Raw genomic sequence first — 25068 nt, forward strand, 5'->3', positions numbered from 1 at the left:
TATAATATATTAGCTAGAATGTACAAACAAAATAAGGAGAAAAAATGAATAAAATTGCAAAAATCGCACTTGCTGCTATGTTAATGCTGGGTATGAGTTCTGTTACACTAAATGCAGATGTTGCTAAAGGTCAAAAACTTTATCTTAAAAAACTTAAAGGTTCTTGTAACATGAATGGTGCCAAAATGGCTACTCAACACTCTCAAGGTGAGTGGGAAACTTTTAAAGAAGAAGGTAAGCTTGCAGATGAACTTAAAAAAATCTGTCCAAAAGCTTCAGATAAAGCTTTAGACAGCAAATATCTTGATCACTACTATGATTTCTTTCATGAGTATGCTAATGACAGTGGTAACGTTCCATCTTGTTAATTAACTCTTGAGTCACTCTTTGTGACTCAGCCCTCTCTCACTTAAGCCTCAAAACTACTTTTTTTCCATATAATTTTATATGCCTATAATCAATGATTGCCAACAAGCTCGTTCAGAAGTAACAGCCTTTACAAAATTTAATGCTAACTCCTTTGCTTTTTCAACAAAGTATCATGGTGCGAAAGTTATTAATACGCAAGATTGTGGTGTTGAACTAAGCTTTAAAAATGAACATCTTAACTTCAACGCAACAGCCGTATGCTTCTCTCCAGATGCTAAGCTTATAGCCTATTCCACAAACACACACCTTCATATTGCTGATATGGCGGATAAACAAGTCATAAAAAGTATTTATCTTGATAATGAGTGCTTGACTATTTTATCTTTTGATCTATCTTCTAAATACATTATCGCTGGAAACAGTGAAGGCAGAGTTCTTTTGTTTAAATACAATTCAAACTCTCAGCTATCAAGACTCTGCTCTTTTCCTTACCAAAGACCAAAAACAAGAATACAGAAAAACTTTGTAAGTGCCATTACATTTCACAAAAATCTTTTAGCTGTAAGCGGTTATGGTGGTGCTATTTTTATTATTGATATATATTCAGGTTCAAATAAAAATGTACTTCTTCACGGAACATCACGTAAAAATGCTTTATGTTTTTTAAATGAAAACACCATTATCAGTGGTGACAATGATGGTAATTTACAGCTTATATCTATACCAAATAATAGTGTTATAAAAAGTATAAGCTTGCCATTTAGAAAAACTAATCAAATCATCTCTATTCCTAATACAAAATATTTAATAGTACATTCTAATACAAACACTATGCTTATTATTGATTCAAAAGATTATAAAATAGTTCATAAAAACTATATTGAGTTTCCTGATGATATCCAATGTGTTGAAGCCTTAGATTCTAAAACATTAATTATCTCTCTTAAAAATCAAAAGATATTGTATGTTGAACTTCCAAGCCGTGAAAGATTAAGTTCTCTCATTCTTCATAACTCACTAGACGCTGCTTATGAGCTTATCGCGAGAGAACCTATGCTGCAAGATACATTAGAACATAGATCTTTGGAAAAAATGTATGATAAAGCATATTTAGGTGCTGCTAAGGCTCTTATAAATCAAAATAAAGAATTAGCAAATCAACTAATGCAGATATACAGAGATGTAGATTCCAAACAAGAATCAATAAGATTATTATTTCAATCCTTTGCAAACTACAACAGATTTAAAACTCTTTATATGGAAAAAAAATATGCTCTTGCTTATGCAATGAGCAGTAAATTTCCCGCACTAAAGATTACCACACAATACGAGAGCATGGAGAGTAGATGGAAAGAGACATTTACAAATGCACAAAGACATATACTACTTGGCAAGCCAGACTATGCTAAAGCACTACTAAAAGAGTACATAACCGTTACTGCAAAGAGACCTATTATACAGCTTATACTAAAACATAATGATCTGTTTATAGAATTTTTAAGAGCATTGGATAAAAAAGATTTTAAAAGAGTAAATGAAATATCACGTCAAAATAGTCTCTTTACTCAGATGCCAATATATGAAACACTTGAAAGTGATATTCAAAAGTCTGTCAATCGAATCGAAGCCTATATAAAAAAGAATAAAATAGATCTAGCTAAAAAGAGTTTAGCAAAGTTAGAAGGAACGCCTGGCTTTGCTCAAAGGGTAAAACAACTCCATTCTATGTGTGATGAGATGCTCAAACTTCAAGAGTTGTATGAAAAAGATGACTTTTACTCTTGTTATGAGCTAATAGATCTGTTCCCACATCTAAGTTTTAGCGAACTTGGGGAACTTTTACAAAAACACTGGCTAAAACTCATGGATGAATGTGAGCAGTATGCACTAAAGGGAAATATTCAAAGTATTAAAGCTGCACTTGGAGAGTTAATAACCCTTGATGGCCGAAAAGACAGAATTGGTGATCTGCTAAGAGTTAGTTTTCAAGTTCAGATTAAATATTTTCTCTCTAAAAAGAAATTTAAGAGTGCACAGAGCGTTATTTACTCTTACATAGATATCTTTACTAAAGATAGTGAGATAAGCTCTTTAATGGCCAAATATGAGACTATAACACGTCAAAAGTTAGCTATCACTCTTCCTAATGATGAAAATTCATCTAGAGACAGCTGGATAAATTCAAAACTTATAATTGATTAGAAGACATAAGAGCGGTAAGTTCATCTAAAGTATCTTGATAATTTGTCTGCATATTAGCATCCTGAGACATGAACTTTTCCATACCTTCTTTTTTATTCATTGCTTCATCAAGTTCTGAATCTGTGCCCTTAACATAAGCGCCAATACGAATCAGCATCTCATTCTCTTTTAAAAGTGTATATAGCCTTCTGAACTTCATAACCATTTGCAGATGTTCTTTTGAAATGATGTCATTCATAACTCTAGATGCTGAGTTTAAAATATGAATAGGCGGATATATACCAAAATCTGTAAGTTCACGAGAAAGCACAATATGCCCATCTAAAATAGAACGAGATTGATCAGCAATAGGGTCACTCATATCATCACCTTCGATTAAAACTGTAAAGAAAGCGGTAATTGAGCCTTTGCCATCCTCTTTTCCTGCACGCTCCATTAACTGAGGAAGGAGAGTTAAAGATGATGGTGGATAACCCTTTGAAGTCGGTGGTTCACCAAGAGCCAGACCAATCTCTCTTTGAGCCATAGCAAATCTTGTAACAGAATCCATGATAAAGAGAACATCTAAGCCTTGGTCTTTAAAGTACTCCGCGACACTCATCGCTGCAAAAGCACCATACTTTCTCATAAGTGGAGAATCATCAGAAGTTGCCACAATAATTACAGTATTCTCCAAATCACCGCCAAGATTCTTCTCTATAAACTCAGGGACTTCCCTTCCACGCTCTCCAATAAGGGCTACAACTTTAATAGGAGCAGTAGAACCTTTAACGATCATACCCATCAGAGTTGATTTACCGACACCACTTCCTGCAAAGATACCAAGTTTTTGGCCTTTTCCACATGTCAAAAGTCCATCTATACTTTTTACACCAACACTAAAAATCTCATCAATCATTCCTCTTTTCATAGCAGCTATAGGAGCTTTAATGATTGGTGACATTTTTATGCTGCTTATAGTACCTTTTTCATCTATAGGACGCATAAAAGGGTCAACTACTCTTCCAAGAAGAGCTTGTCCAACTGGGATATTCATACCGGTTTGATCCAAAAACACTCTGTCACCAGAACAAAAACCTTCTACAAAACTAAAGGGAGTAATAAAAAAAGTTGCACCATCAATCTCTGTAACCATACCCATAGTCTCTTGAGCAGTAGAATTTGATATGATTTTAACCATGTCACTTATGCTAACACTTAGACCTTTGGCCGTAATAATTGTAGCATTGATTTTTATAACCTCACCAAATGCTACTGAGTAGTTTTTAGATGAGATCTTATCTTTAAGTGATTTAAATGGCATAAGGGGTTAGTATCTAGTACCTGTAGGTGAATTAATCAGAGAAAAAAACTCACTTCTTGTTTTTTCATCTTTTTTAAAAAGACCACGAAGTGCACTAGATGTAGTTGTAGAGTTGATCTTCTCAACACCACGCATTTCCATACACATATGGCGAGCTTGAATTACAACTGCTACACCTTTTGGTGCAATAGCTTCCATAATAGCATCTGCTATCTGCTCTGTCAATTGTTCTTGAATCTGCATGCGACGAGCAAAGACATTTACAACTCTTGGTATTTTAGATAGTCCTACTACTTTTCCATCTGGAATATAAGCAACATGCACACGACCTATGATAGGAAGTAGATGATGCTCACAAGTTGAGTAAAACTCTATATCTTTTAAAAGTACCATTTCATCGTTTGAGCTTGTAAAGAGTGCTTTTTCCAAAATCTCTTTTGGATTTTCTTTATATCCACCGTATATGAACTCATAAGCTTTTCTAACCCTACCAGGAGTCTCTAAGAGACCTTCTCTGGTTGGATCTTCATTAACATGAAGCATCATGGTTTTTACAGCATTTTCAAACTCTATATCTTCTTTTTTTTTCAAAGTTTAGCCTTTAAAGATATGTCCTACGATATAAGTACATGAGGAACTATCAGTGGATATTTCTTCATTTTTCTAAAGATATGTTTTCTTACAATTTGACGGAGATCATTCTCAAGTGCTCTTGGGTTCTCAATCTGTCCATCTTTAACATGTAATAAAAAGTTTTCTAGTATATCTTCCATCTCTTTAGCAAAAGCTTTGTCTTGCTTATCTGCAACTATACCAAATGTAGTAACTTTTGGTTTTGCTTGCATTTTGCAGTGTTTCCCATCAACTTGAGCAACAAGCATAACGATACCATCAGATGCTAGCTTTTGACGATCAAGAATAATATCATCTTCAATCTGATGATTATTTTGGTTGTCAATATATGTCTTACCAGTCTTAACTGTTTTAACTTTACGCATATATTTAGGAGCGACCTCTATCTGATCACCATCAGTCATAAGCATGATATTTCTCTCTGGAACACCACACATAATACCAGTCTCTTTATGCTTCATAACATGGTTATACTCACCATGAACCGGTAAAAAGAACTTAGGATTTACAAGACGCAGCATAAGCTTTTGCTCTTCCATAGAAGCATGACCTGAAACGTGAATATCTCTTTCAGATGCTACTTTTGCACCAGCACGCTGTAGGTGATTTAACATTCCTGAAATTGAGCCTTCATTACCAGGAATTGCACGAGAAGAAAGTACAATTAAATCCGTTGGCTTAATCTTAACATGTCTGTGCTCACCTATTGACATTCTAAATAGTGCTGAACTTGGTTCACCTTGAGAACCAGTTGTAACTATAAGAATTTCTTTGTCATTCATATTAGCAATCTGATCAGGCTCTACAAAGATACTTTTTGGCAGTTTGATGTAATCATACTGCATAGCAATTTCAATATTACGCTCCATTGAACGACCAATCACACAAACTTTACGACCATATTTAACACCATACTGAATTGCTTGGAAAACACGGTGAATATTTGAGCTAAAAGTTGAAAGTAAAACACGCCCTTCTGCCTTAGCAAACACACGATCAAGTGCTGGAGCAACACTTAACTCAGATGGAGTTGGTATTGTGTTATAAGAGTTTGTAGAATCACTTAAAAGACATAATACACCCTTCTCTCCATAGTGAGCAAGTCTATGTAAATCTGCTGTGTAACCATCTACTGGAGTATGGTCAATTTTAAAGTCACCTGTGTGAATAATTGTACCAGCTTCTGTAGTTATAGCTAGTGAAGATGAATCTAAAATAGAGTGAGTCATATGCATCCACTCAACTTTAAAGTCTTCACCGATATCATAAACTTCTCTTTTTACAACTGGATTAAAATATTTTCTACACTCTTTAATATGGTGTTCATCAAATTTATTACCTATCATTGCAAGAGGAAGTGGTGTAGCGTAAATAGGGAACTGCATCTCTTTATAAAGATATGGCATTGCACCAATATGATCTTCGTGAGCGTGAGTAATAATTACTGCTTTTATTTTATGTTTAATCTCACGAAGATAAGTAAAATCAGGTACTAAAATATCTACGCCATGCATATCTTCATCTGGGAAACTCATCCCAATATCAACTAGTATAGCCTCATTTTCAGTTTCAAATACTGTTATATTTCCACCAATTTCACCAAGACCACCAAGTGGAGTTATACGTATTTTGGCTTTAGAATTTAAATCTAGTTTATAATGCGGGTTTAGTCTCTGCTTGTGAGCTTCTTGATTTTTGCCTACAAATGTTTTTAAATTCTCATCGGTCGGGGTAGGTTGTCTACGATTACGACTACGATTTTTATTTTTATTTGCATTATTTGGGTTAGTACCTTTGTTAGCGGCATTTGCATTTGGCTTAGCATTACTGTTGTTATTTCTATTAGTATTGCTATTGGGTCTTCTATTGTTTTCATTTGGTTTGCTGTCTGATTGAGGGTTAGTTTCCTTATTCCCTTGATTCTCTTCTTCCATCCAAACTCCTTTTATTTATATTATTTTTTTATAGAGTTGGTGATAGTCTTGTGTAGATACTTGATGAGGACGAATCGTTAGTGCAAGCGAGAGCTCATTAAAAACTTCTTGAAGTATACTCTTCTCATAATTTGCCGATAGATTTTTCATAAGAGTTTTTCTGGGTTGCTTAAATGCAACTCTAAGCAAGCCCTCAAAATCCTCATCACTTCTATCAGCATTTTTTCGTATAAGAAAAACAGCAGAATCTATTTTTGGCGGAGGTTCAAAAGCAGTTGGTGGAACTTGCATAACAATATGCGCCTCTCCTACACTTTGAGTTATAACACTCAAAGATCCAAATACCTTTTCACCTTCATGCGCGCAAAATTTTTCTGCCACTTCAAGCTGTACCATTACAAGTATATTTTTACACATTGGATCTGCGAGTGCTTTCAATATGATGTTTGTTGCAATATAATATGGCAAATTCGCCACTAAATCATACGGCTCATCAATAAGGCTACTCTGCCAAGCTTGTAGAACATCCCCACAATTTATGTGGAGTCGCTTGGTAGCAATCTCTTCTTTAAATGTACTTTGTAATAGTTTACACAAATCGGTATCGACCTCAAAAGCTTCTACACTTTTGACATCTACTAAATATTTAGTTAAATCACCTAAGCCAGGGCCAATTTCTACGACTTTATTATCGCTTTTGGGCATCGCTTCGATTATTTTTCTTAATACTGCTTCATCTTTTAGGAAATTCTGTCCAAATTTCTTCTTAGCCACTACGCTATTTTTATTCATGGGCAAGAGTGTATAGTAATTTTACTTACAATAAGTTAATATTCTTGGTAAATTTAATAATTGTTTAAATAAGACCTAAACTAACTCTTTGATTCTCTCTTCTGGAACTGCTATTAATCTTCTCTCTAATCTATTGATTTCTTCTAGAAGTTCTTTTGATATTATTTCTAAATTTACATAATATTGTCTTGCCTTATCTGCCTCATAATCTTCAATACTATTTTTTTTACCAAAAAGTTTTGCAAAAAATCCATCTTTTGGTTTATTAAAATATATGTTAAATATATTCATATATACATCATGCAGATTAAAGTGTAATCTTTCAATCTTTACCATGCATTCCACAGGGTTATTTGATAGAGCATTTAATATCTGTCCTTCACTATAAAACCATTGACCAAATTTACACTCTGTAGAATCAACCGGAATGGAGTCTTCTTTAACGTCTATACCATTGATAAGAAGTTTTGCTTTTTGAACCCATTTTATATGGGCAGATTTTGCAGCTCGTAAATGCCCAAGAACATGTTCTTTATCCATAAGAATTTCCTATATATACTTTAGTTTAGTTTTTTGTCACTATTATAACGATTTTTAATAAAATGAATATTAATAATAAAATGAATATTAATAATCAAATTTATTAGATATTCATGAGACAATGTTTCACATGAAACATTTTGAGCTTATTTTAAAACTATATTTAAATATAAGTCTTAAATTGTATAATTGCAATATATTATACGAGGCTATTACTATTATGAACTATTTCGCTAAAAGAATCATCCCTTGTCTTGATGTTAAAGATGGACGTGTTGTAAAAGGAGTTAACTTTGTTGGACTTAGAGATGCAGGTGACCCTGTAGAAGTTGCAAAAAGATATAACGAAGAAGGTGCTGATGAAATCACTTTTTTAGACATTACAGCATCTAGCGATAATAGAGATACTATAGTAGATATTGTAGCCCAAGTAGCGCGTGAAGTTTTCATTCCTCTTACTGTTGGTGGTGGTATAAGAAGACTAGATGATATCTACAAACTTTTAAATGTTGGTTGTGATAAAGTTAGTGTAAACTCAGCAGCTATTAAAAGACCTGAACTTATAGATGAAGGCGCAAAACGTTTTGGTTCTCAATGTATTGTAACTGCTATAGATGTTAAAAGAACAGGCAATAAATATAATGTCTTTTTAAACGGTGGTAGAGTTGATACGGGTATAGATGCCGTAGAATGGGCGAAAGAAGTTGTGAATCGCGGAAGTGGAGAAATACTTCTGACATCTATGGATGCTGATGGTACTAAAGCCGGTTTTGAGCTAAACATCACAGAACAAATTAGCAGAGCGGTAAATGTACCAGTTATTGCTAGTGGTGGAGCTGGAACTATGCAGCATATTAAAGAAGCTTTTGAGCATGGCGCAGATGCAGCACTGGCTGCTAGTATATTTCACTACAAAGAAATAGATATAATGGATTTAAAACACTACCTTCATAATAATAACATTCCTGTTAGACTATAAGAGGTATATATAGATGATAATATGCGCTGGAAATAACGAAAACTTTGATTTTGCTCTTTCGACTGGAGTAGGCTTAATTGAAACTGCCATGAATCTAACAAGACTATGTTTGTTTGATAAACCAGAGTTTTTACTTTTTATTGGTTCGGCTGGGAGTTATGGAAACCATAATATATTTGATATTGTAGAATCTAAAACAGCTTCAAATATTGAACTTGCTTTTCTTAGCTCAGATGCTTACACTCCATTAGACAATGTAGTATCTACTAACATAGATAACACCATAAAAGATGTTATAGTAAATTCGTCTAACTATATATCTACAAATGCAGAACTTACGAAAAAGTTTTTAAGCTTTGGAGTGGGAATAGAAAACATGGAATTTTTTAGTGTTTTAAAAATAGCAGAGGAATTTAATATTCCTGCTGGAGGAGTATTTTGTATAACTAACTATACAAACCAAAATGCTCATGAAGACTTTTTAAAGAACCATGAAAAAGCTAAAGAACTGTTAAGTACACATGTAAAAAATAGAATCAAGGAACTAACTAAATAATGACTAACACAAAACCATCATTACTTGATTTTACAAAAAAAGAACTACAAACTTTAATCAAACCTGGCTTTAGAGTCAATCAAATCTTTGGTTGGCTTTACCATCAATATGCCGAAAGTTTTGATGACATGAAGAATGTACCAAAAGCATTGAGAGAAGAACTTGCAGAGAAATATGTAGTAAATCCTCTTACTATTGTAAATAAAGAAGTCTCAACTGACGGAACAATTAAGTATCTTCTTCAGATGCAAGATGGTAAAACGATGGAAGCTGTTTGGCTTAAAATGAAAGATACTCAACTTGATGAAAATGCTGAAGTAATTCAAGAAGCTAAATATACTATCTGTGTTTCAACTCAAGTTGGATGCAAAGTAGGGTGTTCTTTTTGTCTGACTGCAAAAGGTGGTTTTACGAGAGATCTTACAGCTGGAGAGATTGTAGCTCAGGTAGTAACTTTAAAGTGCGATAATGATCACAAACATAACAGAAAAATAAACATTGTCTACATGGGGATGGGTGAACCTCTGGATAACTTAGATAATCTAGCTAAGGCAATAGAAATATTTAAAGAAGATGATGGCTTATGTATCTCAGGTAAACGTCAAACAGTATCTACAAGTGGCCTTAGCAATAAGATAGATCAGCTTGGCAAGATGGATTTAGGTGTTCATATAGCTATATCACTTCACGCTGTTGATGATGAACTAAGAACAGAACTTATTCCTATGAACAAAGCTCACAATATTAACTCTATAATAGAAGCTGTTAAACGCTTTCCTATAGATACTAGAAAAAGGGTAATGTTTGAGTATTTAGTTATAAAAGGAAAAAATGATGATTTGGGCTCTGCAAAGAAGCTTGTTAAACTACTTCATGGTATAAAAGCAAAAGTAAACCTAATCTACTTTAATCCTTATCCAGGAACAGACTATGACAGACCCTCTAAAGAAGATATGGTAACATTTGCCGACTATTTAATCAAACATGGCTTATTATGTACTATAAGAGACTCTAAGGGCATAGATATCAGCGCTGCATGTGGTCAACTTAAAGAGAAGACTGAAGGGGAGATACAATGAGCTATATAGAAATATTTCAAATAGTTTTTTTAATAGCAGTTTTTGCAGTTGGTTTAATAGGATTCATAAAAGCTGCTACAAACGATGACGAAAAAGAAGACTAATAAACTACTTGTAATCTACTTATGATAAAATACCAGTATAGTAAGCAATCAGCCTCAATGAGGCTAACTTTTAGGAATGCTAACCAATAGCATTTCTCCACGATGAGTGGTCTTATAGACCAAAGCGAAGAAAAAGGGATTTTTGCTCCTTTCTCGGACAAATAAATGAAGGCTTGCTTTCATTTTATGAAATAACATTAAGGAAGATGATAATGGCTGAAAATAAAACAAATACAGACCGTATTAAAAGAATTTACGATCTTTGTGAACTGCACTTTGGTGATGTACGTTTTGTTGGTATTAAGTATCACAAAAAAATTGGTTGGATTGCAAAAGCACAATTCGATGATGGTTTTGAAAATTTAACTGCTGATGGTATAACTAGCGTTGAGGCATTGCGTAATTTAAAAAATCGTGTGAAAAAAATCATAAAGAGATATAACGCAGTATAAATACTAAACGACCAACACACCAGGGAGGTCGTTTATAAATGTAATAATACCCTACTTTTCTTATAGAAAAATAATCTTCCAAACTTACAAGACTCTCTAAAAATTAAGATGACTTTACAAGAGAATAAAAATTACTTATTTTACAACCGTAATGCTTTATAGTAATAGAATTTCAAAATTCTCTTAAAAAAGAATAATAAATAAAAGAAATTTCAAAATTTATCGATAATGTGCATTATTCACACATTGTTCTAAGTTGTGAATATCTTTTAGCATTATAGAAAATAAATTAGGAAATTCTTTATTTTTTTAAGAATTATTTTATATAAATCTATTCTGAATTCACAATGCTTTCACATAGCTTAAAGCCCTAAATATAGGGCTTTAATAAGCATTACAACAATAATGTGATTTTGTTATATGAATGTCTTTTAAAAATCTGAGAATGTTATTCACATTGTGAATTAGTAATCATAGATTCTAAACATATTTGCTCAAAATCCACTTTACTCTTTATATTATACACACTATCATAAAGTTCAAACTCCAGCTCATTTGCATGAAGCAGTAACCTTGAAGCACCGCTAAGTTCTATTCTTTTTTCAGCATCTAGCTCTTTATCTAAAAACTTAACTATATCTTCTTCGCTTTGTCCATATATTGGGTCTCCAACGATTGGATGTTTCACATGAAACAAATGAACTCTTATCTGATGTTGTCTTCCAGTATATGGTGAACACTCTACTAAAGTCATATCTGTCTCCGCAAAATACTTTAGAGGTCTTATATCAGTCTTAGAAGCTTTTCCTTCCTCATGAACCTTTACAACCATTCTAACTATTGCACTTTCATCTTCACGTCTTAGGAGTGGTTCTTCTATACATATACTTTCTTTTAACTCTCCGTGAACAAGTGCGAGATATTTCTTTTTCATATCTCTTTGTTCAAACATCATTTTAATATCTCTTTCACTTTCTTTATTTTTTGCACACAAAACAAGTCCGCTAGTCTCTTGATCTATTCTATGTGCTATGTTTGCATCTCTTCCGTATTGATATTTCAGTTCATCTATTAGAGAGTAGGGTGTCTTTCTATTTTGAGGATGAATAAGAACTCCACTTGGTTTATCAAATACAACAAACTCATCATAAACAGCTGTAGCCTCCAAACCTTTTGTGATTGGCTCAAAGTATATAAATTCAAATTCACCTTCTATTTCACCAGCTGTTCTAGTCATAGGCTCACCATTTATAAAGAGGCGACCTTTAGCTATTAATCTTTGTGCTTCTTTTTGTGTATAGTCCAATTCTTTTATAAGATATAGAAAAGCTTTTTGCTTTATTGGTGCATACATTTTCTTCATTACAAATGGCAAAATTTAATCCTCATTTAATCAATATTTTACAAACTTTTCTGTAGAATAAGTGACTTTATTATGTGCGAATTTTAGCATAAAAATAAGTGTACACATAAAAAGCTCATTTATAAACATTGAAAAAATTTAGATGTGCTCAAAACATAATAATCATAAGGAACCTATAGAATGGTAGAAAGATATGCAAGACCAGAGATGTCAGAAAAGTGGACACAACATGCAAGATATGCTGCATGGTTAGAAGTAGAAAAAGCTGCGGTTAAAGCTTGGGCAAAACTTGGAAAGATTCCTCAAGACGACGCAGATAAGATTGTAAAAAATGCAACATTCTCAGTTGAACGTATTGAAGAGATTGAAGCAGTTACTAAGCATGACCTTATTGCATTCAACACAAGTGTATCAGAGAGCTTAGGCGAAGAGTCAAGATGGTTCCACTATGGTATGACAAGTTCTGATGCAGTTGATACTGGTGTTGCACTTCAAATGAGAGACTCTTTAAATATTATTATTGATGATGTAAAGACGTTAATGGAATCAATCAAGAAGCGTGCCGAAGAACATAAGATGACTTTAATGGTTGGACGTTCTCATGGAATCCATGGTGAGCCTATCACTTTTGGTTTGACTTTAGCTGTTTGGTATGATGAAATGGCTCGTCACCTGACAAACCTTGAGCAGACTATGGAAGTTATCGCTGTAGGACAAATCTCTGGAGCTATGGGTAACTTTGCACATGCACCACTTGAACTAGAAGAGTATGCTATGGCAGAACTTGGACTAAAACCAGAGCCTTGCTCAAACCAAGTTGTGCATCGTGATCGTTATGCAAGACTTGCTACTACCTTAGCACTCATTGCTTCTTCGGTTGAAAAGTTTGCAGTTCAAGTAAGACACTTACAAAGAACAGAAGTATATGAGGCTGAAGAGTTTTTTGCGAAAGGTCAAAAAGGTTCTTCTGCAATGCCACATAAACGTAACCCTATTCTTACTGAAAATATCACAGGTCTTGCAAGAATGATCAGAGCATACGCAGCACCAGCTATGGAAAATGTTGCTTTATGGCATGAAAGAGATATTAGTCATTCTTCTACTGAGCGTTTCTGGTTACCAGATGCATTTATAACTATGGACTTTATGCTTCACCGTATGAACAACGTAATCGCTAACCTTACAGTATTCCCAGAAAATATGATGAGAAACCTAAACCTTACTGGTGGACTTGTATTTTCTCAGCGTGTACTTTTAGAACTTCCACTTCAAGGTGTATCTCGTGAAGATGCATATAGAATAGTTCAGCGTAATGCTATGAAAGTTTGGGAAGAGATTCAGCAAGGTAAAGCTACAACAAATGAAGATGGTGAATCTTTGTATCTAAATCACTTATTGGCTGATGAAGAGTTAAGAAACTCATTAAGTGAAAAAGAAATTCGTGAATGTTTTAACTATGACTACTATACGAAAAACGTAGATGGTATATTTAAAAGAGTCTTCAAAAAGTAAGCGAGAAATGGTTTAGTATAACTAGAATGGTTATACTAATCACCATCTACAATGATACATTGAAATTGCTCAAAATTTCTACAATATTACTTAATCAAATTCATCATTCTCAAAGTTAAGTATAGATAAAATCCTAGACAGTTTAAATGATTTTTTATCTAATTATTTTACTAATAATTACCTAAATGATTAAAAAGACAGACTTCAGGAAAACATTAATGATAACAATTATAAAAAGAAATGGCAGAACAGAGCCACTGGACATTACTAAGATTCAAAAATATACTTCTGCTGCAGTTAAAGACTTAAGCAATGTATCTCAAAGTGAACTCGAAGTAGATGCACAGATTCACTTTCGCGATGGTATTACATCTGCCGAGATACAAAAAACTTTAATTAAAACCGCTGTTGATAAGATAGATATAGATGCTCCTAACTGGACATTTGTTGCATCTAGACTCTTTATGTTTAATCTTTATCATCAAGTTAATGGCTTTACTGGTTATGGTTCTCTAAAAAAATACTTTGAAAAAGGCGAGAAAGAAGGCAGACTTCTTCAGGGCCTTGCAGATATGTATGACTTAGATAGACTTGAAAAACATATCAAGCCTGAGAGAGATATGTTATTTAACTATCTAGGTGTAAAAACGCTCTACGATAGATATCTAATCAAAGATAGAGCAAATAATCCTATAGAGCTTCCTCAGCACATGTTTATGGCTATAGCAATGTTCTTGGCTCAAAGAGAAGAAGAGAAGCATGAGTGGGCTATAAAGTTCTATGATATGGTGTCTCAATTTCAAGTTATGCTTGCAACACCAACTCTTTCAAATGCTAGAACAACTAGACACCAACTTTCATCGTGTTACATCGGCTCTACTCCTGACAATATTGAAGGAATCTTTGACTCATACGCTGAGATGGCTATGCTTTCCAAGTTTGGTGGAGGCATCGGTTGGGATTGGACTGGTATTCGTTCTATGGGCTCATATATTGATGGACATAAAAATGCAGCAGGAGGAACTGTTCCGTTTTTAAAGATAACGAATGACATAGCAATTGCAGTTGATCAGCTAGGAACTAGAAAAGGTGCTATCGCTGTTTATATGGAACCATGGCACATAGATATAAACGACTTTTTAGATTTAAAGAAAAACTCTGGTGAAGAGCGTCGTCGTGCTCATGATCTGTTTCCTGCGATGTGGCTGAATGATTTGTTTATGCAAAGAGTTCAAGAAGATGCTATTTGGACTCTTTTTGACCCTTATGATACTAAAGAGCTAGCTACACTTTATGGTGAAGAATTTAACAAACGTTATAAAGAGTTAGAAGAAGATGAGAGTATTGTAAAAGAGAAAGTAAAAGCTAAAAACCTTTGGAAAAAGATATTAACATCTTACTTTGAAACTGGTTCACCATTCCTTTGTTTTAAAGATAATGCAAACCGTGCAAATCCAAACAACCATGTTGGTGTTATTAGAAGCTCAAACCTTTGTACTGAGATTTTCCAAAACACTAACCCTAACCACTACAAGATAAAGTTCATTTTTGAAAATGGAGAAAGCATCTCTTATGAAGAAGATGAAATTGTAAAAGTAGATAGCGGTATGGAAAAACCAGCAAAGAAAGTTACTGCACTTGACTCTCTTGGTGGACTTCCTATCTACGTAGTTGAAAAAGAAAAAATAAACGGTGATACTGCTGTTTGTAACTTAGCATCTGTTAATCTTTCTCGCGTAAATACTAAAGAAGATATAGATAGAATCGTACCAATCGCTGTTCGTTGTTTAGATAACGTTATAGATTTGAACTTCTATCCAATTGAAAAAGTAAAACGTACTAACATGAAAAGTCGTTCTATCGGTCTTGGTGTTATGGGTGAGGCAGAGATGTTAGCTGAGCAAAGCATAACATGGGGAAGCCAAGAACACTTTGATAAGATAGATGAAATTATGGAAGCTGTTAGTTTTAATACTATCTCTGCATCTTCTGATTTAGCATTAGAAAAAGGAATTTATCCAGATTTTGAAGGCTCACAATGGAGCAAGGGTGTTATGCCTATGGACCATGCAAATGCTGAAGTTAGAAATCTTGTTGATCGTGGTGGACTCTTTGCATCTACATATGAGTGGGATGATTTAAGAGCTAAGGTTAAAAAACAGGGAATGAGAAATGGTTACTTAATGGCTATTGCACCTACAAGTTCTATATCTATTTTAACTGGTACTACTCAAGCTATCGAGCCAGTATTTAAAAGAAAATGGTTTGAAGAGAATCTCAGTGGTCTTATACCTGTGGTTGTTCCAAACCTCTCTCCTGAAACTTGGGCTTACTACACTCCTGCTTATGAGTTAAATCAAACTCTGCTAATTAAAGCTGCAGCAATTAGACAAAAATGGCTAGATCAAGGGCAGAGTCTAAATATATTTATTACACTAGACAAAGCAAGTGGTAGATACTTAAATGAGATATATATGCTTGCTTGGAAACTGGGTCTTAAATCTACTTACTATCTACGTTCACAATCTCCAGAGGTTGCTAACGATGTTGAAGATAGAAGTATGGAATGTGTAGGTTGTCAATAGAACGTGTGTTCGGTTCCATCAAAAGGAACTGGATGTGAAACCGTTACTTGCAAAAGACCTGCCAAATTTTACTTCAAGATTTGGTAACTTTGTAGATGCTGAGATTCGCTCGGTTGAAGTTATATCTGCAACTATTATCCAAGTAATTATAGCTTGTCAAGACAGTGCAAGAGGTTTTGATTGGTTAACTCTAAACTTTGAATTTTCCGCTGTATCTGATGCTAGACTACTTGATAATTCAAAATTAAATCTCGTTGATATGAGTGAAGGAATAAGCCTAATAAATGAAGACAACTACTTTGCTTTTGCAATAGGCGATTATCATAATTTATCTGGCATAAAAAATGCTACAAGTTACATAATATCTTCTTCTATCAAATATGAAGAAGGCCAATTCTAAGGAGAAACAGATGCAAAAGTATGACGTTAAGGGAAGTATTTTAGGTTTTGAAGATACTCTAAAAGTAGAGATAAGTGAAATTGATGAACTCTTTTCAACAATCAAAGATACAGATAATGAAGATATAGTTTTTACAATTATTAATCCCTATGCACTTAGAGAATACTCATTTGACTTACCATCTGATATAAAAGTAATTTTAGGTATCAATGAAAAATCTAACGTTAGCGTTTATAACGTTGTTGTTATTCAAAAACCTCTTGAAAACTCTACTATCAACTTTCTAGCTCCAATCGTTGTAAATAACGATAACAATAAAATAGCTCAAGCTGTTTTAGATGCTAAAAGGCATCCAGACTTTGGAATGACAGAGAGTATTAAATCTTTTAAAGAATAACTCTCGTCAACTCTTTATTTATTCTTCGTTAGCCCTTCGTAAACCAATAAGTTATAAACTTTGGTTATCACATGGAGGAAAAAATGAAAAAAACAATCTTAATATGTTTATTTGCACTAACTTTTGCTTATGCCAAAGATAGTGTAGAATTCAATTATGCTGATGAAAACACTCAGCGAAAAAATCCTACAGCTCAAAACTTTATTCTATCATATAACAATGTTCTGGAAAATGTTAGAACAAGCGTTGTAAATATATCAACCAGAAAAACAATAACAAGTGGCAGAGCGTATGGTAACCCATTTAACGACAGACAAGAAAGAATGCCTCAAGGCACATCAGGAAGTGGTGTAATAATTTCCAAAAATGGTTACATCGTTACTAACAATCATGTTGTTGCCGGAGCTGATGAAATAAAAGTAAGTATAGCCGGTGACAAAAAAGAGTATAAAGCAAAACTAATCGGTACAGATGCAAAAAGTGATGTTGCAATAATCAAAATTGAAGGCAAAGATTTAAATGCTGTTACATTTTTAAACTCAGATAAAGTAAAAGTCGGTGACGTTGTGTTTGCCCTTGGAAATCCATTTGGTGTTGGTGAGACTATTACCCAGGGCATAGTCTCTGCTACTGGTAGAAGCGGCATCGGTATTGTTGAATATGAAGACTTCATACAAACGGATGCATCTATAAATCCAGGTAATTCAGGTGGTGCTCTTATTAACTCAGCTGGACACTTAATTGGAATAAACTCAGCTATAATCTCAAGAACTGGTGGAAATGTAGGGATAGGTTTAGCGATTCCGTCAAATATGGTTACATCAATAGCCACTCAATTAATTGATAAGGGAAAATACACCCGTGCTTATTTAGGCGTAGGTATATCAGATGTGAATGAGGATATGAGCAGTTTTTACGACAATAACTATGGTGGACTCATAATTAGTATTGAGGATAACTCTCCGGCAGCTAAAGCAGGTTTAAAAAGAGGTGATTTAATTATCTCTATAAACGGGAAAGAGGTAGAGAGTGCAAGTGGGCTTAAAAATATAGTAGGCTCATTTCAACCATCAAGAGTCGTAAATATAAAATTTTTAAGAGATAAAAAAGTAGATATAGTAAACGTAAAACTTGGTTCATTGGACAATCAAGTAGCATCTGGAACGCTTAGTTATAAAGGTATGAATATAACAGCTCTTCCAGCAGAACTACAAAGACTACTAAGGATCAATGCTAACATTGGTGGAGGTGTTTTAGTTGATGACGTAGAGATAAACAGTGAAGCACATACTTCTGGAATCATGAAAGATGATATTGTAGTACAAATAGAAGATACTGAAATAAATAGTATAGACGATTTCAAATTAACTACATCAACTCAGCAGAAAAAAAGAGTATATATATTTAGAAGAGGCAATATTTTTGCCATAGTACTATAATTAAGGAGCACAAATGCGCGTAGTTTGTCCACATTGTAAAAGCGTTAATAACATTCCACTTTTAGAGTCTTATAAAAAGGCTAACTGCGGAAAGTGTAAAAATTCTCTTCTTGAGACAAAACCGATAGAACTAACAGACACTAACTTCGATGAAGTTATAGTAAATAGTGATATCCCTGTTATTATAGATTTTTGGGCACCTTGGTGTGGACCTTGTAAAATGATGGGACCAAACTTTGAAAAGAGTGCTGCAAAATTTCCGCTAAAAGCACTCTATACAAAAGTGAATACAGAGAATGAACAAAACCTCGGAGCCAGGTTTGGCATCAGAAGCATACCAACAATTATTGTATTTAAAAATGGCAAAGAAGTTCATAGAATTTCCGGTGCTTTAGATGAAGTTAATCTTAATAATTTGACTTCACAATTTATATGATATAATATTTCACAATAAAACTATAAAGGATTATTATGAGTAAAAATACTATGACGCTAACAGATAATAGAAACGGAAAAACATACGAACTTCCTATTTTAGACGGTACTGTGGGACCATCTGTTGTTGATATATCAACTTTTTACAAAGATACAGGGATGTTTACCTTCGACAGGGGATATACATCAACTGCATCTTGTCGTTCTAAAATTACTTATATTGATGGAGACAAAGGTCAACTGATGTATAGAGGGTATGATATATCATACCTTGCAAATGAAAAAACTTTTTTAGATGCAACTTATCTCTTGCTGCATAAAGAACTTCCTACAGAAAAGGAACTAATTGATTTTACAGATGAGATAAGAAAACGATCATTCATACACGAAGGAATGAAAAAACTTTTTGACTCTTTCCCAGACAAAGCACATCCTATGGCTATTCTCTCAGCAGGAGTATCTGCTTTATCAACATTTTATTTTGACCATCTAGACATTGATACTCCACAGGAATATATGGAAATGGCTCACCGCATCGTTGCTAAGATGCCTACACTTGCAGCTTTTTCATATAGATACTCAAATGGATTACCAATAATTTACCCAGATATAGAAAAAAGTTTTACAGAAAACTTTCTATATATGATGAGAGCTTATCCTCACAACTATGTTGATCTGCGCCCTATTGAAATAAAAGCATTGGACACAATTTTTACTCTACATGCAGATCATGAACAAAACGCTTCAACAACTTCTGTTCGTAATCTTGGCTCTACACATGCTCACCCTTATGCTGCTATCAGTGCAGGTATTGGTGCTCTGTGGGGTCGTGCTCATGGTGGTGCTAACGAATCTGTTATTCGTCAACTAGAGATGATAGGTACAGTTGATAGAGTAGATGAGTTTATTGCTCGTGCAAAAGATAAAGACGATCCATTTAAACTGATGGGATTTGGTCACCGCGTATATAAAAACTTTGACCCTCGCGCTAAAATACTAAAAGCTATTAGAAATGAACTGATTGAAGAACTTGGTATAAACAGTGAACTTATAGCTGTTGCAAACAAGATAGAGCAAATAGCGCTTAGCGATGATTATTTTATTAGTAGAAGCTTATACCCTAATATTGACTTCTATTCTGGTTTGATTCTTCAAGCTCTAAAAATTCCTAAAGATATGTTTGCTGTTATATTTGTTATAGGTAGAACACCTGGCTGGATTTCTCAGTGGATTGAGTTAAAAGAAGAGGATAGTATAAAGATTGCACGTCCGCGTCAACTATATATTGGACCAGAAGATAGAACTCCAGAGTATTAATACTCTGGATTGTTTTTTCTAAGTTGTTCTTTAGTCCTTAATGTATGAGCAGCAGTAATCAGTAACTGTTTTGATTTTTAAATCAAAAGAAGAGTTTGCAGGAACGTTAAAAGTCTCTGGTGTATTAAGAGTTTTCCACTCTTCACCTGGCAATTTGATTTCTAAATCACCACTTTGCATCTCCATAATCTCAGCTTCGTTAGTTCCAAATGTATAATTTCCTGGTAACATAATCCCTAAAGATACAATTGAACCATCTGCTAACTCAACTGTACGGCTAGTTACATTTCCATCATAATAAATATTTGCTGCTTTTACAACACTAACATTTTCAAGTTTTGACATATTAAATCCTTAATTTTGTCTAGTTTTTTTGAATTATAACTAAATTTATTCCCAATCAAGTAATCTTTGCTGACCTTCAAGCCCTCTAATATGAGTAACATCTTGACTAACTTCTATAACACCTTTATAAGTTCCCTCATCATCTCTGATTGCAAAATAACGAATGTGAATAAACTGACCTTTAAAAGTAATCCAGAACTCTGCCTCATCTCTTCTGCCTGCTTTAAACTCACGAAGAATCATCAATACCTGATCAACAGATTTTGGCGGGTGACAAAATTTAACTTCACGACCTATAATTCCAGCGCTTCTTGGAAATACTCTGTTGTCACCACGGTTGTAAAAAATAACAATATCATTTTCATCAACATAAGTAATATCAACAGGCATAAACTTTAGTAACCAGTTAATCTGCTCTGGCAGCATGTGACCTTGTTCTAAATCTATTCTACCTTCTAGTGAAAAAGGAAGTTTTCTTTTCTTAGTATCTTGTGAAGGGTGAATATATTCATCTTTTACATGTGCAGGATAAGCTGCAGGAGCTTCATCAAACATCCAACCTATCTCTTCATCACCATCACGCATCTCTTTCCAGTCGTCTTCTTGAAGCATTTCTAAAGCTCTTGGAAGTAATCTTCCCTCTTCAACTTGCATAATATGTTCTAAATTATGAAAAAGATTTTGTAAAACCATCATTAATGATTGTGTTTCACTTGTCTCTGCAAGGTTTCTAGCCTGTTTAACAATAGCACGGATATCATCGTGAAAAGCCCACATATTTTGTGAAGGTGATGTCCATCCATACTGCTCTAGGTATGGGAAAAGTTGATTTTCTTTTCTTGCAAAGTGTTTTTCTACTAAACAAAGTCTTGCAAATTTTTCTTTAAACTCTTCATTATTTTCTACTATATTGATACTATTAATACTTGCCATCAAACCGCGAATAAGTTGATTTTCTTCTAGGTATACTCTTACCGGATGACCTTCTGGTAAATTATTCATATTTTTTCCTTGACTAAGCAACATATATTATTGCTTATAATAATGCGAAAGTATACTCTCTTTACTTTTTTTATTTTTTGATATATCGCAAGAGTAATGTAAAGATTTGTGTAAGATAACTATTTGCGGATAGTAACTCTTTGTGAGTGTGTAATAGCAACTGCCATAGCATCTGAAATATCAAGCGGTTTAATCTCTTTTTTTATATTTAAAAGTATTTTTACCATATATGCCACTTGTTCTTTACCTGCCTTTGCCTTACCTGTAAGAGCTTTTTTTACCTGAAGTGCCGTGTATTCATAAAACTTTCCATGAACTTCTAAAAGTTTTAGCATTATAGCGCCACGAAATTGAGCTAGTTTAATAGTTGTTGCAGGATTATGTGCATAAAATATATCTTCCATTGCAACTTCATCTATATTGTGCCTTTTAAATATTGTATCTATGCCTTCTGCCATTTGAGGAATTTGAAACTGTAGTTCTTCAGCTTTCATCTTTATAAGACCTGCTTCAATAAGAGAAATTTTTCCTTTTTCTAAAGAAATAAGTGCATATCCCATATTTCTAGTTCCCGGATCTATTCCTAATATTATCATTATCTTTATACCAACTATAAATTTTTTAATATTATATACAAAAGCATTTAAATTTACTATTTTAAGAGTTATTCACTATTAAATTTTTTAGTTATTCACATTATTTTAACCGTATATTATGGATATTAGTGCTAATATTCACATATAAATAATTAAATAGGGTTTTATGTGAATATAGGTCAAGAAGTTTTAGAACTATTAAAAGAAGAGATAACAGAAGTACAATACAATAGATATATTAAGCAACTTATATACGATGCTAAAAAGTCTACAAGTGACTTAGCAATTTTTTATGCACCTAATGCTCTTGTTAATAACTGGATAAAGAGTAAATATAGTGAAAAGATAGCACATCTTTTTGAAGTTAAAAGTGGTTCTAAAGTAAGTGTTAAAATAACACTAAAAAACTCAACAGATAAAAGAATAAAACTACAAAAAACTGAACAAAAACTTCAACACTCTCTACTAAATCCATCTCATACTTTTGATAACTTTATGGTTGGTGGATCTAACCAGTTTGCATATGCCGCAGTAAAGAGTGTAAGTGAATCTCCTGGGGAAGTTTATAATCCTCTTTTTATATATGGTGGTGTTGGTTTAGGAAAAACTCACCTTATGCAATCTGCCGGAAATGTTTTCCAAAATCAGGGTAAAAGTGTTATTTATACATCAGTTGAGCAGTTTTTAAATGATTTTATTCGTCATGTAAGAAATAAAACTATGCCTTCATTTCAAGAAAAATATCGTAAATGTGATGTGTTACTTATAGATGATATACAATTTCTGAGTAATAAAGAGGGTATTCAAGAAGAATTTTTCCATACATTTGAAGCTCTAAAAGGTTCTGGAAAACAAATTATATTAACTGCTGATAAGCACCCAAAAAAAATAGGCGGTTTAGAGAAAAGATTACAAAGTAGGTTTGAATGGGGATTAGTAGCAGATATACAACCACCTGAACTTGAAACTAAAATAGCTATTATCAAGAAAAAATGTGAAATAAATAAAGTAAAACTATCCAACGACATTATTAATTACATTGCTACTGTCATAGAGAGTAATGTTAGAGAAATAGAAGGTATTCTTTCTAAGCTTCATGCTTATTCACAACTAATGCATATTGATATAGATTTAGCTTTTACAAAAAATGTTTTAAAAGATCAACTACAAGAAAATCGTGCTAATCTTACTCTAGATGTAATTACTAATAATGTTGCCAAAGATTTAAACATCAAACCAACAGAAATCCGTTCAAAAGGCAGAAGTAAAAATCTTGTTTATGCTAGAAGAATTTCTATCTATCTATGTCGTGAACTAACTCAAAATACTATGCCTCAACTGGCTCAATATTTTGGAATGAAAGACCACACTGCCATTAGTCATACACTTAAAAAAATAAATGAACTAATGAAAAATGATGAAGATTTTAAAGTTAAAATTGAAGAATTAACTAATAAAATAACTTCAGTCTCTTAAAAGTGACACATTTAATTAAAAAAAAAGATATAATCTTAAAAGTGAATAGATGTGAAAAGAGTTGATTTGGTTCATCACATCCAAAAGACTCTTAAAATAGGAAGGAATGAGTGATATTCACATAATCACACCCTCCTACTACTACATACTAAAATATTATATAATTATAGGAATTTATATGAAAATAATTGTTTCTAAATCAATCATAGAAAACATATTAGTTTATGCTCAACCTTTTTTAGAAAAAAAAGATACTTCACAAATAACTTCTCATGTTTATATCAATGTGAATGATTCTAAACTAACTGTAAAAGCTACTGATTATGAAATAGGTTTTGAAGTATCTACTGACAAGGTTAGTATTATTTCTACTGGTAGTATTACTGCAAATGGTAAAAAACTATTAGATATTATTAGAATTTTAAAAGATGGTGAAATAAATCTAGAAATAAAAAATGATATGTTACATATCTCTCAATCACATTCTAACTTTAAACTACCTACCTTTTCTTATAATGAGTTTCCAGAGTTTCCAAGCTATGAAGGGAAATCTCGTATTTCAATTGAATCTCACTCTCTAATTGAATCACTTAAAAAAATTACACCTGCAATTGACACTAACAATCCAAAGTTTGAATTAAATGGTGCTCTAATAGATATTAAGCAAGATAGTATAAATTTTGCATCTACAGATACAAGAAGATTAGCAATTGTTAATATTCCAAATCAAAGTGTTAGTGAATTATCAATTATACTTCCTAAAAAAGCTATTATTGAAATTCAAAAACTTTTTTTTGATAATATAGAACTTTATTATGATGATACAAATTTAATAATTCATTCAGATCAATATACATTTTTTACAAAACTAATAAATGGAAAATTTCCTGAATATTCTAGAATAGTTCCTAAGGAAGTTTCAAATACATTAATTTTACCAAAAGCAATAATGATTGATTCTATAAAACAAATTACTACTATATCATCAGATGTAAAAATAACTTTTTTAAATAATTATATAACATTTGAATCTCTAAGTGATGATAATATTGAAGCAAAAACAGAGATAAGTTATAACACAGGTTTTGAAGAACCTTTTGTAATAGCAATAAATTCAAAATATCTTTTAGACTTTTTAAACAGTATAAACTCTTCTGAATTTAGCATAGGATTAAATGAAGGTAATCTACCTTTTCTTTTAGTTGATGATAACTTTAAAACAGTAGTTATGCCTATTGTAATTTAACTCTTCTTGGAT

Annotated in this window: 24 protein-coding genes; 15 read left to right on the plus strand and 9 right to left on the minus strand. The window is 33.0% G+C overall.

Annotation, left to right across the window (positions count from 1 at the left end; all coding sequences use genetic code 11):
- The first annotated feature begins 44 nt into the window (after positions 1 to 44).
- Together SMGD1_RS06150 and SMGD1_RS06155 are read left to right on the plus strand one after the other, a co-directional pair.
- Positions 45 to 368 carry a hypothetical protein gene (locus SMGD1_RS06150; RefSeq protein ID WP_008335647.1) on the plus strand — a complete coding sequence of 108 codons (324 nt, stop codon included), beginning with the start codon at positions 45 to 47 and terminating at the stop codon, positions 366 to 368.
- Between the two features lie 79 nt (positions 369 to 447).
- The gene (locus SMGD1_RS06155; RefSeq protein WP_008337012.1) at positions 448 to 2571 is read left to right on the plus strand and encodes a WD40 repeat domain-containing protein; all 2124 of its coding nucleotides are present in this window, start codon (positions 448 to 450) and stop codon (positions 2569 to 2571) included.
- Here the strand turns inward: SMGD1_RS06155 and fliI are convergent.
- The 5 genes from fliI to SMGD1_RS06180 all read right to left on the minus strand — a co-directional run bounded on the left by fliI (position 2558) and on the right by SMGD1_RS06180 (position 7773).
- Entirely contained in the window at positions 2558 to 3874 is a 1317-nt protein-coding gene (fliI, locus tag SMGD1_RS06160; protein WP_008336592.1) for a flagellar protein export ATPase FliI, read from the minus strand. The two genes, SMGD1_RS06155 and fliI, sit on opposite strands and share 14 nt — an antisense overlap.
- A gap of 6 nt (positions 3875 to 3880) precedes the next feature.
- Positions 3881 to 4465: a GTP cyclohydrolase I FolE gene (folE, locus tag SMGD1_RS06165; RefSeq protein WP_008335682.1), complete on the minus strand. Its 585-nt coding sequence runs from the start codon at positions 4463 to 4465 to the stop codon at positions 3881 to 3883.
- A gap of 23 nt (positions 4466 to 4488) precedes the next feature.
- Entirely contained in the window at positions 4489 to 6441 is a 1953-nt protein-coding gene (locus tag SMGD1_RS06170; protein WP_008336714.1) for a ribonuclease J, read from the minus strand.
- 15 nt (positions 6442 to 6456) lie between these two features.
- Positions 6457 to 7233 carry a 16S rRNA (adenine(1518)-N(6)/adenine(1519)-N(6))-dimethyltransferase RsmA gene (rsmA, locus tag SMGD1_RS06175; RefSeq protein WP_008335132.1) on the minus strand — a complete coding sequence of 259 codons (777 nt, stop codon included), beginning with the start codon at positions 7231 to 7233 and terminating at the stop codon, positions 6457 to 6459.
- Between the two features lie 75 nt (positions 7234 to 7308).
- A complete protein-coding gene (locus SMGD1_RS06180) occupies positions 7309 to 7773 on the minus strand; it encodes a CZB domain-containing protein (RefSeq protein WP_008336836.1) in 465 nt (154 codons plus the stop codon).
- Between the two features lie 220 nt (positions 7774 to 7993).
- Between SMGD1_RS06180 and hisF the strand changes: the two genes are divergently transcribed.
- The 4 genes from hisF to SMGD1_RS06200 all read left to right on the plus strand — a co-directional run bounded on the left by hisF (position 7994) and on the right by SMGD1_RS06200 (position 10943).
- A complete protein-coding gene (gene hisF, locus SMGD1_RS06185; protein ID WP_008335387.1) occupies positions 7994 to 8752 on the plus strand; it encodes an imidazole glycerol phosphate synthase subunit HisF in 759 nt (252 codons plus the stop codon).
- 13 nt (positions 8753 to 8765) lie between these two features.
- Positions 8766 to 9308 carry a phosphorylase family protein gene (locus tag SMGD1_RS06190; protein WP_008335321.1) on the plus strand — a complete coding sequence of 181 codons (543 nt, stop codon included), beginning with the start codon at positions 8766 to 8768 and terminating at the stop codon, positions 9306 to 9308.
- The gene (gene rlmN, locus SMGD1_RS06195) at positions 9308 to 10387 is read left to right on the plus strand and encodes a dual-specificity RNA methyltransferase RlmN (protein ID WP_008335825.1); all 1080 of its coding nucleotides are present in this window, start codon (positions 9308 to 9310) and stop codon (positions 10385 to 10387) included. The genes SMGD1_RS06190 and rlmN overlap by 1 nt, the downstream gene beginning before the upstream one ends.
- 316 nt (positions 10388 to 10703) lie before the next feature.
- Positions 10704 to 10943: a hypothetical protein gene (locus SMGD1_RS06200; RefSeq protein ID WP_008336856.1), complete on the plus strand. Its 240-nt coding sequence runs from the start codon at positions 10704 to 10706 to the stop codon at positions 10941 to 10943.
- A gap of 448 nt (positions 10944 to 11391) precedes the next feature.
- On the opposite strand, the gene SMGD1_RS06205 is transcribed toward SMGD1_RS06200, so the two are convergent.
- Positions 11392 to 12318, minus strand: a complete 927-nt coding sequence (locus SMGD1_RS06205) for an RluA family pseudouridine synthase (protein WP_008336953.1) — start codon at positions 12316 to 12318, stop codon at positions 11392 to 11394.
- 168 nt (positions 12319 to 12486) lie between these two features.
- Between SMGD1_RS06205 and purB the strand changes: the two genes are divergently transcribed.
- The 7 genes from purB (at position 12487) to SMGD1_RS06240 (ending at position 20391) form a co-directional block, all read left to right on the plus strand.
- Complete coding sequence (gene purB / locus SMGD1_RS06210; protein WP_008335835.1) at positions 12487 to 13818, plus strand: adenylosuccinate lyase; 1332 nt, start codon at positions 12487 to 12489, stop codon at positions 13816 to 13818.
- Positions 13819 to 14036: 218 nt separating this feature from the next.
- The gene (locus tag SMGD1_RS06215; protein ID WP_008336738.1) at positions 14037 to 16403 is read left to right on the plus strand and encodes a ribonucleoside-diphosphate reductase subunit alpha; all 2367 of its coding nucleotides are present in this window, start codon (positions 14037 to 14039) and stop codon (positions 16401 to 16403) included.
- Between the two features lie 34 nt (positions 16404 to 16437).
- Positions 16438 to 16803 (plus strand): hypothetical protein, encoded by a 366-nt coding sequence (locus SMGD1_RS06220; protein ID WP_008335559.1) that lies wholly within the window; start codon positions 16438 to 16440, stop codon positions 16801 to 16803.
- Positions 16804 to 16813: 10 nt separating this feature from the next.
- Positions 16814 to 17200 carry a flagellar assembly protein FliW gene (gene fliW / locus SMGD1_RS06225; RefSeq protein WP_008337031.1) on the plus strand — a complete coding sequence of 129 codons (387 nt, stop codon included), beginning with the start codon at positions 16814 to 16816 and terminating at the stop codon, positions 17198 to 17200.
- A gap of 83 nt (positions 17201 to 17283) precedes the next feature.
- Positions 17284 to 18639, plus strand: coding sequence for a trypsin-like peptidase domain-containing protein (locus SMGD1_RS06230; RefSeq protein WP_241761448.1), 1356 nt, complete (start codon positions 17284 to 17286; stop codon positions 18637 to 18639).
- 13 nt (positions 18640 to 18652) lie between these two features.
- The gene (gene trxC / locus SMGD1_RS06235; RefSeq protein WP_008335909.1) at positions 18653 to 19075 is read left to right on the plus strand and encodes a thioredoxin TrxC; all 423 of its coding nucleotides are present in this window, start codon (positions 18653 to 18655) and stop codon (positions 19073 to 19075) included.
- A gap of 35 nt (positions 19076 to 19110) precedes the next feature.
- Positions 19111 to 20391, plus strand: coding sequence for a citrate synthase (locus tag SMGD1_RS06240; protein WP_008336970.1), 1281 nt, complete (start codon positions 19111 to 19113; stop codon positions 20389 to 20391).
- A 30-nt stretch (positions 20392 to 20421) separates the two neighbouring features.
- On the opposite strand, the gene ppnP is transcribed toward SMGD1_RS06240, so the two are convergent.
- The 3 genes from ppnP to ruvC all read right to left on the minus strand — a co-directional run bounded on the left by ppnP (position 20422) and on the right by ruvC (position 22334).
- Entirely contained in the window at positions 20422 to 20736 is a 315-nt protein-coding gene (gene ppnP / locus SMGD1_RS06245; protein WP_008336162.1) for a pyrimidine/purine nucleoside phosphorylase, read from the minus strand.
- A 45-nt stretch (positions 20737 to 20781) separates the two neighbouring features.
- Complete coding sequence (locus SMGD1_RS06250; RefSeq protein ID WP_008335270.1) at positions 20782 to 21738, minus strand: DUF438 domain-containing protein; 957 nt, start codon at positions 21736 to 21738, stop codon at positions 20782 to 20784.
- A gap of 119 nt (positions 21739 to 21857) precedes the next feature.
- Positions 21858 to 22334 (minus strand): crossover junction endodeoxyribonuclease RuvC, encoded by a 477-nt coding sequence (gene ruvC, locus SMGD1_RS06255; protein ID WP_008335394.1) that lies wholly within the window; start codon positions 22332 to 22334, stop codon positions 21858 to 21860.
- Positions 22335 to 22502: 168 nt separating this feature from the next.
- Here ruvC and dnaA point away from each other — a divergent pair, with 168 nt between their 5' ends.
- Together dnaA and dnaN are read left to right on the plus strand one after the other, a co-directional pair.
- Positions 22503 to 23810: a chromosomal replication initiator protein DnaA gene (gene dnaA, locus SMGD1_RS06260; RefSeq protein WP_008336544.1), complete on the plus strand. Its 1308-nt coding sequence runs from the start codon at positions 22503 to 22505 to the stop codon at positions 23808 to 23810.
- Between the two features lie 178 nt (positions 23811 to 23988).
- Positions 23989 to 25056 (plus strand): DNA polymerase III subunit beta, encoded by a 1068-nt coding sequence (dnaN, locus tag SMGD1_RS06265; protein ID WP_008335002.1) that lies wholly within the window; start codon positions 23989 to 23991, stop codon positions 25054 to 25056.
- Positions 25057 to 25068 lie beyond the last annotated feature (12 nt).

It is taken from the genome of Sulfurimonas gotlandica GD1 (assembly GCF_000242915.1).
GTDB classification, from domain to species: domain Bacteria; phylum Campylobacterota; class Campylobacteria; order Campylobacterales; family Sulfurimonadaceae; genus Sulfurimonas; species Sulfurimonas gotlandica.